General features: G+C 49.3%; 10 protein-coding genes. 3 read left to right on the top strand and 7 right to left on the bottom strand.

The genetic code is table 11. The features are described from left to right. Nucleotides 1–71 precede the first annotated feature (71 nt). From QK890_RS08195 to radA, 5 genes are all read right to left on the bottom strand, one after another. Nucleotides 72–2,474 (bottom strand): TonB-dependent receptor, encoded by a 2,403-nt coding sequence (locus QK890_RS08195; protein ID WP_122141495.1) that lies wholly within the window; start codon nt 2,472–2,474, stop codon nt 72–74. Nucleotides 2,475–2,720: 246 nt separating this feature from the next. Next, a complete protein-coding gene (locus QK890_RS08190) occupies nt 2,721–3,320 on the bottom strand; it encodes a response regulator transcription factor (protein ID WP_032531771.1) in 600 nt (199 codons plus the stop codon). An 8-nt stretch (nt 3,321–3,328) separates the two neighbouring features. Continuing rightward, nucleotides 3,329–4,918 carry an NAD(P)/FAD-dependent oxidoreductase gene (locus tag QK890_RS08185; protein ID WP_032538157.1) on the bottom strand — a complete coding sequence of 530 codons (1,590 nt, stop codon included), beginning with the start codon at nt 4,916–4,918 and terminating at the stop codon, nt 3,329–3,331. A 43-nt stretch (nt 4,919–4,961) separates the two neighbouring features. Then, a complete protein-coding gene (locus QK890_RS08180) occupies nt 4,962–5,336 on the bottom strand; it encodes a GxxExxY protein (protein ID WP_005778635.1) in 375 nt (124 codons plus the stop codon). Nucleotides 5,337–5,399: 63 nt separating this feature from the next. Beyond that, entirely contained in the window at nt 5,400–6,767 is a 1,368-nt protein-coding gene (gene radA, locus QK890_RS08175) for a DNA repair protein RadA (protein ID WP_005810649.1), read from the bottom strand. Between the two features lie 823 nt (nt 6,768–7,590). Between radA and QK890_RS08170 the strand changes: the two genes are divergently transcribed. Beyond that, on the top strand, nt 7,591–7,998 hold the full coding sequence (locus tag QK890_RS08170) for a BT0820 family HAD-type phosphatase (RefSeq protein ID WP_005778632.1): 408 nt from the start codon (nt 7,591–7,593) through the stop codon (nt 7,996–7,998). 94 nt (nt 7,999–8,092) lie between these two features. On the opposite strand, the gene QK890_RS08165 is transcribed toward QK890_RS08170, so the two are convergent. Both QK890_RS08165 and QK890_RS08160 read right to left on the bottom strand, forming a co-directional pair. Beyond that, nucleotides 8,093–10,387, bottom strand: a complete 2,295-nt coding sequence (locus QK890_RS08165; protein ID WP_022011551.1) for a tyrosine-protein kinase — start codon at nt 10,385–10,387, stop codon at nt 8,093–8,095. An 18-nt stretch (nt 10,388–10,405) separates the two neighbouring features. Further along, the gene (locus QK890_RS08160; RefSeq protein ID WP_005823092.1) at nt 10,406–11,359 is read right to left on the bottom strand and encodes a polysaccharide biosynthesis/export family protein; all 954 of its coding nucleotides are present in this window, start codon (nt 11,357–11,359) and stop codon (nt 10,406–10,408) included. Between the two features lie 666 nt (nt 11,360–12,025). On the opposite strand from QK890_RS08160, the gene thrA reads away from it, so the two are divergent. Then, nucleotides 12,026–14,461, top strand: a complete 2,436-nt coding sequence (gene thrA, locus QK890_RS08155) for a bifunctional aspartate kinase/homoserine dehydrogenase I (RefSeq protein WP_005823094.1) — start codon at nt 12,026–12,028, stop codon at nt 14,459–14,461. Nucleotides 14,462–14,471: 10 nt separating this feature from the next. Next, nucleotides 14,472–15,683 (top strand): cofactor-independent phosphoglycerate mutase, encoded by a 1,212-nt coding sequence (locus QK890_RS08150; RefSeq protein ID WP_032531726.1) that lies wholly within the window; start codon nt 14,472–14,474, stop codon nt 15,681–15,683. Nucleotides 15,684–15,758: the final 75 nt, after the last annotated feature.

Raw genomic sequence — 15,758 nt, 5'->3', positions numbered from 1 at the left:
GTTTCCTCAAGAACGGTGCACCGTTGTTTCCGCCCCCTTCGGGCGTCCTTCCGGAGGCGCAGGCTTCGGCGTCAGAACCGGCAGCGCACGTCTACCCCGAAGTGCACCGGACGGCCTTTTTGCATGAATCCGTTGCCCATTGATTCGAAATAGAACGCGGCATATTCCTTATCCAGTATGTTGCGTACCCAGAATCCGATCTGTCCGTTTCCCTTCTCCAGGCTGACACGTCCGTTCAGGGTTCCGTAGAACGACTGGCTGACGTTGTTCTGCTCCGTCCAGTAGATCCGTCCGACACCGTTGTAGTTCAAGTTCACCTGTACCCGGTCCAGCCAGTGGCGGGGAGCGATGCGGAAGATGTATTGCGCGCCCACGTTGAGCGTGTGTTTGGGGACGAAAGGCACGTAGTTGCCGTTATAGTTCTCTTTTTCTTGCAGGCTGCCGTCCTCCGTTTTCTGGCGGACGACGTAATCGGTGAACGTGGCATACGTATATCCGTAGTTAGCGTTCAGGCTGAGCGCGTCTGTCAGGCTGCTGCGCAGGGCGACTTCGGCGCCATAACTTCGGCTCTTGCCGGCATTGATGGTGATGCGTCCCAGTCCGCTTTCGGCAAACTGCGCTATCTGCTGGTCGCGCGTATCCATATAATAGGCGGCGAGGTCGGCCCAGAGACGGCCTTCCCACAGGGTGAGGTGCGCGCCCGCTTCGTAGTTCCACGAGTATTCGGGCTTATACGTGGTCGATGCCTTCACGTCGATCTTCTCTTCCGGCATCATCTGGCCGATCATCCCGGCGTATTTCTTGAACACGTCGCTTTCCATCATGGCGGTTTTCATCGAGTTCTTCAGTTCGCTCTGCACCAGGTCGGAGAACATCTGCACGTTGTATCCTCCCGAACGATAGCCGCGTGAAACCGTGGCATAGACGCTGTTCCCTTTTTGCCATTCATATTGCAGGGCGAATTTGGGGAGCAATTGCAGGTAATCGTTCTTCAGTTTGCCTTTGAAGGATGCCGGGGCCTTCATGTGCTGGTCCTTCAGGTTCAGCATGGGCGGCATGCTGATGCTGAAATCAAAGTCCATCGGGTCGCTGACGGAGTTGTACGTCATCGATATCTTTTCATAGTCCAGGCGCAGGCCGGCGGTAAAGGAGAGCCCTTCGGTGAAGAGGTTGTTGAATGTAGACTGGTGGTAGATCGCTCCGCTCAGTATCGGAGTGTCAAAGTTGCCACTGACGCGGAGTGTCGGGTTGTTCACCGTCAGCGCCATCCGGGGGGCTTTGGGGCCTAAGTTGGCGAAGGCCTTGTTGGCGCCTCCCTCTATCACCTCTTTTACCCCGTCTTCTTTAAATATCACCGGTCCGTCCGTGTTCAGCCACTGATAGAAACCGAAGGCGCCCGTAGTCCATTGCCAGTTGCTTCCCGGTTTCGATTTCAGCATCACTTCCTCCGAGAGGGTATTCAGCTTCTGCTTCTGAATCAGGTTGAACAGGTTCTTCTCCGTGAAGTCCTGGTCGAGAAACATGCGGTCGTTCAGGTTCTGGAATCCGGTTACGGCGCTCAGGATGAACTTCTGCGCCTGGTACTCTATGTTGACTCCCGCATTCAGCAGCCCGCGGCGGTAGGTGCTCTCATCGTTGTACGAGATCTTGCCGATTCGTTCTTTTCGCGGATCGTCCTCTCTTTCCGCCGGGTCCACTCTTCCTGTGTAGAAGTACGGATATCCCCCTTCGTGGCTGTACTCGTAGCTGATGTTCAGGTCCAGCTTCAGGTTCTCGCCGGGCAGGTAAATGCCGCGGAACCGTCCGCCTGCTGCCTGACTCTTGTCTATTCTTTTGTTAAGGTAGGTATTCTTGAAAAATCCGCCGCCGTATTCGTAGAATCCGCCCGTTGAAAAAGCGAATTGATCCGATACACGATGGTAGTGGGTCACCGAAGCGTTGTAATTGTTGTAACTTCCGGCACCCAGACGGAGGTCGGTGCCCTGATAGCTGAAAGGCGATTTGGTGTGCACCTTGATCAGTCCGCCCATGGTGTTGCGCCCGTAGAGAGTCCCCTGAGGGCCGCGCAGCACGTCGATGCGTTCGATGTCGGCGTAGTTGAAGTCGAACGCCGATTTGTCGATATAAGGTACGTTGTCCACATACAACCCCACGGAAGGCGTGTTGATGCGTGAGCCGATTCCGCGGATATAGATGGCGGAAGTCAGCCTGGAACCATAGTCCGGTATGAAGATATTCGGCACAAGGGCAGTCAGGCTTTTGATGGAATTTACCTGGTTGGCCTGCATATCCTGCTGCGAGAGCATGGTGACCGCGGTCGGCAGCTCCCGTAGTTTGCGGTTTTCTTTCGGAGCGGCGATGACTACGATTTCTTCTACGTCTATCACCTTCAGTGTGTCCTTCGGCAGCTCCCCGGCCCATGTTCCGCTGGCCGAAAAGAGGGCAAGAGCAATAAGAATGCTGTTTTTCTTCATTTACTGTATCTTTTCATTGATTCGTTTGCAAAGATGCAGCAAAAAATGTTAAACGGCAATCCTCATTTATTAGGATATATCGGATTCACCACAGAGGACACAGAGGGCACAGAGTAAGGTATATGGTGAATATAGGGTAGTGCATATAGGATACACAGAGCGGACAAGGCGGACAGCGCCCACAGCGCAATCGATAACTCAAAATATCCTCTGTGCCCTCTGTGTCCTCTGTGGTGAATTCCCGGTTTATATCCTGTCCGCCTCCACGTATCCGTTCATCACCGCGTAGATGGTCAGCCCGGAGACCGACTTGATGCCCAACTTCTCGGTGATGTTCTTCCGGTGTGTGATCACCGTAGTGAGGCTGATATTCAGCTTGTCGGCGATTTCTTTGTTGATCAGCCCTTTGGTGATCAGCACCAGCACCTCGATCTCGCGTGCCGAAAGCTCGTGTCCGGTGGCGGCAGGCGGGGCAGGAGGCATGTCCTTCACCGGATAACCGTCGTGGTGCGCGTGCTGGTGGAGTTTCAGGATATCCTTCACCAACCCCTCTTCCGTTTGGTAGATGTTGAGTATCGGGACGCCCGAAAGCTGGAATTGGTGACTGTCTCCCGCCAGTACGATGGTTTTCCGTTTCCGGGGGAGGAAGAAAGCATTATGCTCCACATATATCTGTGCGGAGATAAAGTAATGAGCGTACATGTCCGGCGTGTCGTCCATCAGTTCGCCGAAACCGGGAAACGTGCGGATGACTGCCATGGGGATCATCCTCTCCAGGATTGTTTTCAGTCCCAGGCTGGTGAGGGTGTTCGCCTCTACGATGGCTATTTCGGGTTGGTGATTCATCATAAGTCCTATTGATTCATAAATTGTGCTACTGCTTCTGCGCATCGTTCTCCATCGATTCCTGCCGAGACGATGCCCCCCGCATAACCGGCCCCCTCACCGCACGGGAAGAGTCCGCGCAGGGTGATGTGCTGCAATGTATCCTTGTCCCGCACGATGCGTACCGGCGATGAAGTCCGTGTCTCTACGCCTATCATCACCGCCTCGTTGGTGAGGAATCCGTGGCTGCTGCGTCCGAACTGCTGGAAACCCTGTGACAGCCGGCCGGTGATGAACTCCGGCATCCAGAAGTGCAGCGGAGAAGAGATAAGCCCCGGGCTGTACGACGATTCCGGTAAGTCGTAACTCAGCTTCCTGCGTGTGAAGTCTGCCATGCGCTGGGCGGGAGCCGTCTGTCGTCTGCCTCCTTGCAGCCAGCACTGGCGCTCCAGCTCTTCCTGAAAGCGCAGCACCGCCAGCTCGGGATGGCTCCCTTCTGCTTCATCGTTCATCGTTAACCGTTCGTCGTTCATGATGTCTTCCGGCTGTATCTCCACCACCATGCCCGAGTTGCTCCACCGGGAGCCACGGTTGGAGGGCGACATTCCATTGACCACCACCTGCTCCGGCCCGCTGGCGGCAGGTACGATAAATCCTCCCGGACACATGCAGAAGCTGTATACCCCCCGGCCTTCCACCTGTGTGACGAAACTGTATTCGGCTGCCGGCAGGTATTTCCCTCTCCCGTTCCGGTTGTGGTATTGGATCTGGTCTATCAGTCCTGCCGGATGTTCCAGGCGTACCCCGACGGCAATGCCTTTCGCCTCGATGGGCACCTTGTTGGCCGCCAGCCATCGGTATACATCCCGTGCCGAGTGCCCTGTCGCCAGAATGACAGGTCCGAGGAATGTCTTGCCCGTCTGGGTTTCAATGCCTTTCACCTCCCCCTTCTCGATGATCAGTGCGTCCATCCGGGTTTCGAAGTGCACCTCACCGCCACATTCGATAATCGTATGACGCATGTTCTCTATCACCCGTGGCAGTTTATCCGTACCGATGTGCGGATGGGCGTCCACCAGGATGGCGGTGGAAGCCCCGTGCTGGCAAAATACGTTCAGTATCTTGTCCACGTTTCCCCGCTTTTTGCTCCGGGTATATAGTTTCCCGTCCGAGTAAGCGCCTGCTCCCCCTTCACCGAAACTATAGTTCGATTCCGGGTCTACCCGGTGCTCCCGGCTGATTTGTGCCAGGTCCTTCTTGCGCTCGCGTACATCTTTGCCACGCTCTACGACGACGGGACGCAGCCCCAGTTCTATCAGTCGCAGTGCGGCAAACAATCCGCCGGGTCCGGCGCCCACAACAATTACCTGTGGCTTGTCTTCCACCTTATTATATATAGTACGTTCGTATTCATCATCCGTCGGCATTTCATTGAGGTATACCCGCACTTTCAGGTTGACGAAGATGGTGCGTTGCCGGGCGTCTATGCTCCGTTTCAGTATGCGGAGAGAGGTTACATCACGCAGGTTCAGCCCTTTCTCCTGAGAAAGGTATGTCTTGAGTTGCTGCTCGTTGGCGGCAATTTCAGGGAGGATTCGTAGTTGGTATTCTTGTATCATAGGTTCACCATAGAGGACGCAGAGGTCACAGAGTTTAATTAGTTTATAATATGAAACGTTTGATGCCGTATTTGAGGCTTGCAACGTTGAAGTTTAATAATAGTCCGTACTTAATATTACTCAATTTCATATAAGTCAGGATTTGGGCAGAATGTACCGGAAGTAGCGCTTCCACGCTTTTTAGCTCTATAATAAGCCGGTCGTCAATTAGTAAGTCCAACCGATAGTCGGTATCCAGTTTACTACCTTTATATATGATAGGCAATTTCTTTTGTCTTTCCACTTTTATGCCAGCTTCGATAATTTCGTGGAATAAGCATGTCTCATAAGTACTTTCTAATAATCCCGCTCCCAGTTGCGTATGTACTTCGAAAGCTAATCCCAGAACCTTGCTGGTAAGTATATTAATCTCTTCCATTCCTATGTCTTTCTATTTTTTAACTCCGTGTCCTCCGTGTCCTCTGTGTCCTCTGTGGTGAACTCATCCGAAGAGTCCCCGGAACGCCTCTTCCACCTTTCTCACCGGCACCAGTTCTATCTTCAGCTTCTTCATGTCGATTCCCTGCATATTATACTTAGGCAGGATAAACCGTTTGAATCCAAGCTTCTCGGCTTCACCGATACGTTGTTCGATCCGGTTCACCGGACGGATTTCACCGGACAACCCGATTTCACCTGCCATACAGACTTCCGGTTCGATGGCGGCATCCATATTGGATGAAAGGATGGCACTGATAACAGCCAGGTCGATGGCAGGGTCGTTCACCTTCAGCCCTCCGGCAATATTTAGAAAGACATCTTTCTGTGCTAACTTGAAGCCGACACGTTTCTCGAGCACAGCCAGCAGCATGTTCATGCGGCGGATATCGAATCCGGTTGCCGAACGTTGCGGATTGCCGTAAACGGCAGAACTGACAAGTGCCTGTGTTTCTATCAGGAACGGCCTGACTCCTTCGATGGCAGATGCGATGGCTACCCCGCTCATGCCTTCGTGATCTTGCGATAGCAACAGCTCCGACGGGTTGCTGACCTGGCGAAGACCGTCTTGCCGCATCTCGTAAATACCCAGTTCGGCCGTACTGCCAAAGCGGTTCTTGATGCTGCGCAGGATGCGGTACATATAATGCTGGTCCCCCTCAAACTGGAGCACGGTGTCTACGATGTGTTCCAGTACCTTCGGACCGGCAATGCTGCCTTCTTTGTTAATATGCCCGATCAGTAATACCGGAGTATGCGTCTCTTTGGCAAAACGGAGAATGGAGGCCGAGCACTCCCGCACTTGCGCGATACTTCCCGGCGAAGACTCGATGCTTTCGGTGGATATGGTCTGTATGGAGTCGATGATTACCAGGTCCGGACGTGTATTCTTAATGTGCACATAGATCTGCTCCAACGACGTTTCGCACACAATCAGGCAGTCGCTCGACGTTTGTGTCAGTCGGTCCGCGCGGAGCTTCAGTTGCCTTGCACTCTCTTCTCCGGAGATGTAGAGTATCCTGCGTTCGGGCATGTGGAGCACGGTTTGAAGTACCAGAGTCGATTTTCCGATACCCGGTTCGCCACCGATCAGCACCAGTGATCCCGGCACCAGTCCGCCGCCCAGTACCCGGTTCAACTCCTCGTCGTGCATGTCGATGCGGGGTTCCTCGTCCGCTTCGATCTCGTTCAGGGTGACAGGTTTGGCTTTAGGCGATTCGATGCCCGATACCGGACGTTTATTCGGAACCTCCTTGCGTACGATTTCTTCTACATAAGTATTCCACTCGCCACACGAAGGACACTTGCCCACCCATTTGGGTGATTCCTGTCCGCAGTTACTGCATACATAAACGGTTTTCTCTTTTGCCATTGATCTCTTGATAAATAGGTCTCAAAGTTACGCATTTCGTCTTTTTCTGCCAAACAGAATATAGCTTTTGACTTTTGAATGCCGGGAAGCCGTTATTCTTTTGGATACAGCATCTGGCCGATTGTCAGCGAAATGAACGGATTGCTGACTCAATGTCGCCTATTGGCCGGCTTCGCTGACAAGCTTTGTGCGATAAGATTGCATTCCGGAAATGGAACTTGAATAAATATTCCCAAATAACTGCATATTCCGCATTTCCGTCGTTAGTTTATTCGGTTTTAGGGCTTCAGGTTATTAACTTCGTTGCGGTAAGATGCTAACTTCATAGCGGCAGGATGTTAACTTCGTGACGGCACAATGTTAACTTCGTGCAAGTAGAGTGTCAACTTCCTGCCGGCAGAGGCTTCGTTTCCTGAAAAGAGAGCCTCTGCCGGGGAGAGATTGTACTTCTTGTAGCGCTGGTTGGTTATGGATCTTGATCGGGCTGAAGCTGTTGAAAAGATGGTATTTGGTAACTATATCCGTCTGAATCGGGCAGAAAAGACTTCTTTACTTTCTTCTTGTTTGAGAAAAACGCGTTTCAGTATCAATCTGATTGTGTCTTAAACAAAATGACGGCGTTTTTTGAACCATTCTTTATCCTGTGCCCAGAATAATGGATTCTGAGCTCTTAGGAATATCGTTTTGACAAAAAGATAATTGCTTCTTTTATTGCCGGCGGATCTGTTTGGATACTGTGTGCTGTTATTTTATTCTGTAGGTTTTGAGTAAATTCGATTGGTAAGTATTATCTTTGTTTGGATAATTATAAAAGCATGACACTATGACGATTGCAGTTGATTTTGACGGAACTATAGTGACGGACCGCTATCCCGGCATTGGTAATGAGATTCCTTTTGCGGTGGAAACCTTGAAGCTGTTGCAACAAGAGCACCACAGACTTATTTTATGGAGTGTGCGCGAAGGCAAACTACTGGACGAGGCCGTGGCATGGTGCAAAGAAAGAGGGGTGGAGTTTTATGCCGTTAACAAGGAGTACCCCGAACAAAAACTTCAGGATGACGGATTCTCCAGGAAACTGAAAGCCGATCTCTTTATTGACGACCGTAATGTGGGAGGACTGCTCGATTGGGGTATTGTATACCGGATGATAAAAGAACACAAAACGTACCGGGACATTTATGCTTCAGGAGATGATGTACTGAAAAAGAAAAAGAGAGGGTGGTTTTAAGAGAATGCCGTTTGTGCAGAGTTTACGTCTGCCGTTATAACAGCATTCTCTTTTGAAAAGATGAAATGAAAAGTTGGTATTATTGATGATACGTTTAATGGGTATGTCCATATCCGTAACCGTATCCGTATTTCTTCTCTGACAGATTACCACCGTTTACAATCAGTGAAATGTGGTTTAACCGTCCTGTACGTTCCGTATTCACAATCTCAGGCAATACATTCTTGTAGGTATAATTTATGCGACAAACGTATAGTGTGAAGTCCGTCACTTTGCTTAAGCTCAGCGTATCACTGGCTAAGCCGGTAGGTGCTGAGTCTACAATGATATAGTCGAAGTGCTTCCGGAAGTAAGTAAAGGCATCCTTCAGCCTTTCCCTTTCCAACAGTTCTGCCGGATTGGGAGGGACAGGACCCGATGGAACCACGGATAACAGTTCGTGTACCCCCGATGGATAAATGATACTTTCCGGTTTTACCTCGTTTCCGGCAAGGAAATTCGTTATTCCTTGCCGGTTCTGAATATGAAAATGCTCTGCTAACCGGGGGCGTCTGATGTCTAAACCGACAATGAGTACCCGGCATCCGAGAAAAGCAAAGGAAAGGGCTAAGTTGATACTGATGAAGCTCTTGCCCTCTCCGCTGGTGGACGAGGTAATGAGTATGCACTTCTCGTCTCCTTTTTCCGTCAAGAAACGCAGGTTGCTTCGCAGTCGGCGGAAAGACTCTTCCATAAGCCCGTTCTTGCCTTCGGTCACACCGATTTGTTCTTTATCGAGGGGAATCGTCCCTACTATGGGAAGTTGTATGGCTTCTACCTCGGATATTGATGAAATCTTGGTACGGAACATGTCTTTGAACAGAATCAGTGCTATGGTCATGATGCAAGCCATAAACAAACTTCCTGCATAAATCATCGGACTCTTGGGGGCAATGGGAGCATCGGCGGTTAACGGTGCGTCGATCACCCTTGCTTTATTTATGGTTGCCGCCAAAGAGATGGTGGCCTGTTCGCGCCGTTCCAATAGCATCAGATACAGGTTAGCCTTGATCTGCTGTTGGCGGTCTATGTTATTGAACTCTCTCTCCTGTTTGGGCATGTTGCCAATACGTGAATTGAAATAGTTCGTCTTGCGTATGATATCCTTGCGGGCAATCTCGAGTCCCTCTTTGACTCCCGTGACAGATGACAAGATGTTTTTTCGCAAAGCCGTGATGTTTATATTTTGGTTTACAATGGTAGGATTGTCCGGCTTCATGGTATTCAACAGGCGTTCACGTTCCAGTAGTTCCTTATTGTATTCGTTAATCAGACGCATCAATTCCATGTCCGAAATCCCGGTATTTACCGGCAATAGGGAGAAGTGATACTGTTCATCTTTCAGATAATCGTAGATGTAGGTGGTCATGTTCAATTGGGTTTCCACTTCCAGCAGCTTCTTTTCGTATTCGTTGTTGGTGTTCAAGTCGAGATCCATGTTCGTTTTAAGATCGATCAGTCTTTCCTTTTCTTTATACTGTTCCAGATGTTTTTCTACAAATCCCAATTCACGGCTGATGCTGTCCAGCCTTTCCTCCAGAAAGATCAATGTATTTCCTGTTACCTTATTCTTGTCGTTCATGGCATCGCGGTTGTAGACTTCTATTAGTTTGATAAGAAATGCTTCTGCCCGCTTCTTATCTGTATCCTTGAAAGTGAGGCTGATGATGGATGTCTTTTTCGAAGTTGTGGCAACGGTCAGCTTTTGCAAGTAATGGTTTACTGCGTCTGTCGGCCGGCAGATATTTACCTTGACGGTCCGGTCGAAAGTTCTATTGGGAAGTAACTCCAAGGTACATAATCCTGCCAGAGTCTTTATGGTTGCGGGAAAGGTGGTGAAAGATTCTGTCAGGCAAATGTCATGCAGGGCACTCCGCGCTTCATAATGATCGCCCATTTTCTCTATTTGTATCAGCAGTGCCTCCTGTAAAGTATCCATTGCGGCTTTCTCCAACGTCACGCTGATGGGAGGGGTGGTGGTCTCCGTATATCCGAGTCCTTCCTTTATTCTATAGCTCGTGTGCATATTCAGTTCGTTGATGACTTGCAATAATATGGATCTTGAACGCAATATTTCCAGTTCGTCTTCTATCTGAGTATTTGTTGCCGCCATATTGGACGGAGATACTTGATTAAACAGATCGTTGATTGCTTTGTCGCTTCCTTCAGAATCTTTGATCACTACCGAGGCTGAAGCCTGGTATACCGGTGTGGTGATGTGTACATAGATATATGCGCCTGTCAGTGCGACAGCGATTGCTATCAGGAACCACCTCCAGTGTACTATGATTTTATAGAATAGTTCGATTAAGTCTATTTCCTGTTCTTGTTGTTTCTGTTCGTTTTCCATGGGGCGTAATTTGTTTTGTTATCTTAATATGGTCACAATCAGTCCGGCCATTGATATTAATATAGATGTAATAGAAATCAGCAGATTGGTGGAAGAACCGATATTGGCTCCCTGTGTTTTGGCTTTATTGGGTTCCACATATACAATGTCGTTCTGGTGCAGATAAAAATCGGAAGAGTGGATGACGTTTACATCATTGAGGTTGACGGTGATTAATCGTTGCCGGTTGTTTTCTTTGCGGATGATGCGTACGTTGTTCCGTTTGCCATAGATGGTAAGGTCACCTGCCATTGCTATTGCTTCAAGAAGATTCACCTGTTCATTGTTTACCGTATATATGCCGGGATGGTTTACTTCTCCGATTACGGAGATTTTATAATTCACCAGGCGCACCGTAACAATGGGCTGTTCTTTCAGATAGCGTTTCAGCTTCTCGGCGATCATATCCGAAATCTCCTGGGTTGTCATTCTCTCTACCTTTAACTCTCCAAGTACGGGTAAGGTAATCCTTCCCTCACTGTTCACCAGATAGTTTTGCAGGATCGGTTGGCTCGTCGAGTTGGTGGTATTAAGCTCGTTTTGTGATGTGGGTACTATTAAATTGAAAGGGAGGGCCGCTTCCGGTTCGGAGCAGCTAATGGAAATCGTAAGCAAATCTTTCGGCATGATACGGGCATTGAACTCTACAAGAGCATTGTTCTGCTCCGTACCTAACTGCTGTAAATAAGCTACTCGTTTGCTTGAGGAACATGATGTGCAGAGAATGCACCAAAATAACGCTGTCCATACGGTTTCTTTCATCATTGTATATCGCTGCCCGTCATTCCCCGAACCGGCGTTTGAGTAAATAAAAAAAGCGTGGGAACTGTTGCTGTTATCTGTCAAAGAGGCATCGCCAAACGCCTGAGTATAGATAATAAAGACAACAGCCCACGCCCAACTATATACTATTGAAGGATATACATTGAGCATGAGCGTTTTGTTGCCTATTATTCTTATACTCCTCTGAAATTGGCGATTTCCTTTGACAAGAATAATATGGTAAACGCTTCTAACTACTTAAATATGTTTAGTTTAAAAGATACATCAACGCTCTTTAAACTGAGTGCAAAAATAATCAATAATTTATAAAAGGCAATAATATTGATTCTTTATTTCATCATAAGTCCGGTTTAACTTTTTTCTTTTATGGAATTTGCCATAAACAGGAGGCGATAGAAAGAAGGAAGCGGTTCCCGGTAAGATGGAAAGAGGACGGCATGGAGCTTGCTATTCTACATTTTTTATTCTCTTTCGGAGCTTATCTGTATTTTTATCGCAAAATAATCGCAAAAAGTGATAGATTGAATGAAATTATTCTTATTTTTGCAACATCTTATCAAAATCAAAAGTAGAAACAGAGACAATGATGCATTACTATCCACATACAGTCACATCGATGTGTATCCTGATGATCGGGACACAGGGGACAATGGGGATGACCCTTAGGGGTTAATATATAGTATGATGTGTATCTACGTGATTCACGCTTACAGGAAGTAAGCAAAACTCAATTTTATATTTTATTATTTGTATCAACAAAAGTGGTTTTGTATGCCTTAAGGAGCGTACAAAGCATTTCATTAAATAAGTATCTGCATGAAAGTAATGAAATTCGGCGGAACGTCCGTAGGTTCCGTGAACAGCATTTTAAGCGTAAAGAAAATCGTAGAGTCTGCCGGTGAGCCGGTAATCGTTGTAGTGTCCGCATTGGGCGGGATCACTGACCAGTTGATTAGTACTTCCCGAATGGCCGCCACCGGCGATGCAGCTTACGAAGGGGCATATCGGGAAATAGTACGCCGTCACGAAGAAATGGTAAAGGGAGTGATTCCTGCCGGAGAAACTCAAACTTTGTTGCACTATCAAGTGAATGAATTGCTTGATGAACTGAAAGATATTTTTCAGGGCATTTATCTGATTAAAGACCTTTCCCCGAAAACATCCGATACCATTGTCAGCTATGGTGAACGCCTGTCTTCACTGATTGCGTCACGGCTGATTCAGGGGGCTGTGTGGTTCGATTCACGCACTTTTATCAAGACAGAAAAAAAACACAATAAGCATACACTGGATACGGAACTGACCAATCGGTTGGTGCGGGAGGCTTTCAAAGAGATTCCACAGGTATCACTCGTACCGGGATTTATTTCTTCTGATAAGGTTTCGGGAGACGTGACCAATCTGGGACGCGGTGGCTCCGACTATACTGCCGCCGTCATTGCTGCAGCCCTCGGTGCCGATAGCCTGGAGATATGGACAGATGTGGATGGCTTTATGACTGCCGATCCGCGGGTGATCAGTACGGCCTACACCATCAGTGAGCTGACCTATGTTGAAGCGACGGAGCTTTGTAACTTCGGTGCAAAAGTGGTTTATCCGCCTACCATCTATCCGGTGTGTCACAAGAATATACCGATTCTGATTAAAAACACATTCAATCCGGATGGGCAGGGAACGGTGATCAAGCAGAATGTAGACCATACGAAGAGCAAGGCCATCAAAGGTATTTCGTCTATCAACGACACGAGCCTGATTACGGTGCAAGGTTTGGGTATGGTGGGGGTGATCGGTGTAAACTACCGCATCTTTAAGGCGTTGGCAAAGAACGGCATCAGTGTGTTCCTCGTTTCGCAGGCTTCCTCAGAGAACAGTACCTCTATCGGTGTGCGTAATGCCGATGCCGATCTGGCTTGTGAGGTGCTGAACGAAGAGTTTGCCAAAGAGATCGAGATGGGTGAGATCTCGCCTATCCAGGCAGAAAAGAACCTGGCTACTGTGGCTATCGTAGGTGAGAATATGAAACATACACCGGGTATTGCCGGAAAGCTGTTCGGCACGCTGGGACGGAATGGCATCAATGTGATTGCCTGTGCGCAGGGAGCGTCCGAAACCAATATATCGTTTGTGGTCGATTCAAAATCACTGCGTAAATCGCTGAACGTGATCCACGACTCTTTCTTCCTCTCGGAATACCAGGTGCTCAACCTCTTTATCTGCGGTGTGGGTACGGTGGGTGGAAGCCTTGTCGAACAGATACGCCAGCAACAGAAGAAACTGATGATGGAGAATGGGCTGAAACTGCATGTGGTGGGTATCATCGATGCGACGAAAGCGATGTTCAGCCGTGCCGGATTCGACTTGGGCAACTATCGTGAGGAGTTGAAAGAGAAAGGAACCGACAGTTCGCTGGACACTATCCGCGAAGAGATTATCGGCATGAATATATTCAACTCGGTATTTGTGGATTGTACGGCCAGTCCGGACATCGCATCTTTGTATAAGGACTTCCTGCAACACAACATCTCTGTGGTGGCGGCCAATAAGATCGCTGCTTCGTCGGCTTACGAGAATTACCGCGAACTGAAGCTGATAGCCCGTCAGCGTGGTGTGAAATATCTGTTTGAAACCAACGTGGGTGCCGGACTTCCGATTATCAATACCATCAATGACTTGATACATAGCGGTGACAAGATCCTGAAAATCGAAGCCGTCCTTTCGGGCACACTGAACTATATCTTCAATAAGATCAGTGCCGATGTGCCTTTCAGCCGTACCATCAAGATGGCGCAGGAGGAACGCTACTCCGAACCTGATCCGCGTATCGACCTTAGTGGCAAGGATGTGATCCGTAAGCTGGTGATCCTGGCCCGCGAAGCCGGATATAAGCTGGAGCAGGAAGAGGTTGAAAAGAACCTGTTTGTGCCGAACGACTTTTTCGAAGGTTCGCTGGAAGACTTCTGGAAGAAGGTACCCAGTCTGGATGCTGACTTCGAGGCCCGCCGCAAGGTGCTCGAAAGCGAGAATAAACATTGGCGTTTCGTTGCCAAGTTGGAAAACGGTAAGGCATCCGTAGGCTTGCAGGAAGTGGACCGCAACCATCCTTTCTACGGACTGGAGGGCAGCAACAACATCATCCTGCTGACTACCGAGCGCTATAAGGAATACCCGATGATGATTCAGGGATACGGTGCGGGTGCCGGAGTGACAGCCGCCGGTGTGTTTGCCGACATCATGAGTATTGCAAACGTATAAAAAGAAGCTTATGAAACACATCATCCTGTTAGGCGATGGAATGGCCGACTGGCCTGTGAAATCGTTGGGAGGCAAGACGCTCCTGCAATATGCAAAAACGCCTTATATGGATAAACTGGCCCGCATGGGACGGGTCGGACGGTTGGTGACCGTAGCCGACGGGTTTCATCCGGGAAGTGAAGTAGCCAACATGTCGGTTTTGGGATACAATCTTCCGCAGGTATACGAGGGGCGCGGGCCGCTCGAGGCCGCCAGTATCGGTGTAGATCTGCAGCCGGGCGAGATGGCGATGCGTTGCAACCTGATTTGTACGGAAGGGGATATCCTGAAGAACCATTCGGCCGGGCATATCACCACGGAAGAGGCGGATGTGTTGATTCAATATCTTCAGGAGAAGTTAGGTGACGACCGGGTGCGGTTTCATACCGGTGTGCAATACCGCCATTTGCTGGTGGTGAAAGGGGGGAACAAGCAGTTGGACTGCACTCCGCCGCACGATGTGCCTTTAAAGCCTTTCCGTCCGCTGATGGTGAAACCGCTGGTGCCGGAGGCCGAAGAGACAGCCGGCTTGCTCAACGAACTGATCCTGAAGTCGCAGGAACTGCTGAAGGATCATCCGCTGAACCTGAAGCGGATGGCCGAAGGCAAGGACCCTGCCAACAGTATCTGGCCGTGGAGTCCGGGTTATCGTCCGCAGATGGAACGTCTGTCCGATACATTTCCGCAAGTGAAGAGGGGAGCCGTAATCTCGGCTGTCGATCTGATCAACGGTATCGGATATTATGCCGGACTGCGCCGCATCGCGGTGGAAGGGGCGACGGGACTGTACGACACCAACTATGAGAATAAGGTGGCCGCCGCATTGGAAGCCTTGAGGACGGATGACTTTGTCTATCTGCACATCGAAGCCAGTGACGAAGCCGGGCACGAAGGTGACGTAGCACTGAAGTTGCGGACCATCGAGAACCTGGACAGCCGTGCCGTAGGCCCTGTCTACGAGGCGGTGAAGGATTGGGACGAACCGGTGGCCATCGCCGTATTGCCCGACCATCCCACTCCTTGCGAGCTGCGCACGCATACTAATGAACCGGTACCGTTTTTCATCTGGTATCCGGGCATCGAACCGGACAGTGTGCAGACTTTCGATGAAATGGCAGCAGTGGAAGGGAGCTACGGGCTGATGAAAGAGGACGAATTTATCAAAGAGTTTATGAATCATTAGCGAATACGGTTCACCACAGATTACACGGATTAACACAGAACTTTTAATCTTAAATATCAACGATCTATATTATTA

The organism is Bacteroides sp. NGMCC 1.200775 (assembly GCF_040798045.1).
Lineage (GTDB): Bacteria > Bacteroidota > Bacteroidia > Bacteroidales > Bacteroidaceae > Bacteroides > Bacteroides hominis.
This window is presented reverse-complemented; position numbering and strand designations above follow the sequence as displayed.

What these genes read in the sequence shown, in the direction of transcription:
- QK890_RS08150 (WP_032531726.1), top strand. Translation starts at nt 14,472, where the DNA reads ATGAAACACATCATCCTGTTAGGCGATGGAATGGCCGACTGGCCTGTG.
- QK890_RS08170 (WP_005778632.1), top strand. Translation starts at nt 7,591, where the DNA reads ATGACGATTGCAGTTGATTTTGACGGAACTATAGTGACGGACCGCTAT.
- QK890_RS08195 (WP_122141495.1), bottom strand. Translation starts at nt 2,474, where the DNA reads ATGAAGAAAAACAGCATTCTTATTGCTCTTGCCCTCTTTTCGGCCAGC.
- QK890_RS08180 (WP_005778635.1), bottom strand. Translation starts at nt 5,336, where the DNA reads ATGGAAGAGATTAATATACTTACCAGCAAGGTTCTGGGATTAGCTTTC.
- QK890_RS08185 (WP_032538157.1), bottom strand. Translation starts at nt 4,918, where the DNA reads ATGATACAAGAATACCAACTACGAATCCTCCCTGAAATTGCCGCCAAC.
- QK890_RS08190 (WP_032531771.1), bottom strand. Translation starts at nt 3,320, where the DNA reads ATGAATCACCAACCCGAAATAGCCATCGTAGAGGCGAACACCCTCACC.
- radA (WP_005810649.1), bottom strand. Translation starts at nt 6,767, where the DNA reads ATGGCAAAAGAGAAAACCGTTTATGTATGCAGTAACTGCGGACAGGAA.
- QK890_RS08160 (WP_005823092.1), bottom strand. Translation starts at nt 11,359, where the DNA reads ATGCTCAATGTATATCCTTCAATAGTATATAGTTGGGCGTGGGCTGTT.
- thrA (WP_005823094.1), top strand. Translation starts at nt 12,026, where the DNA reads ATGAAAGTAATGAAATTCGGCGGAACGTCCGTAGGTTCCGTGAACAGC.
- QK890_RS08165 (WP_022011551.1), bottom strand. Translation starts at nt 10,387, where the DNA reads ATGGAAAACGAACAGAAACAACAAGAACAGGAAATAGACTTAATCGAA.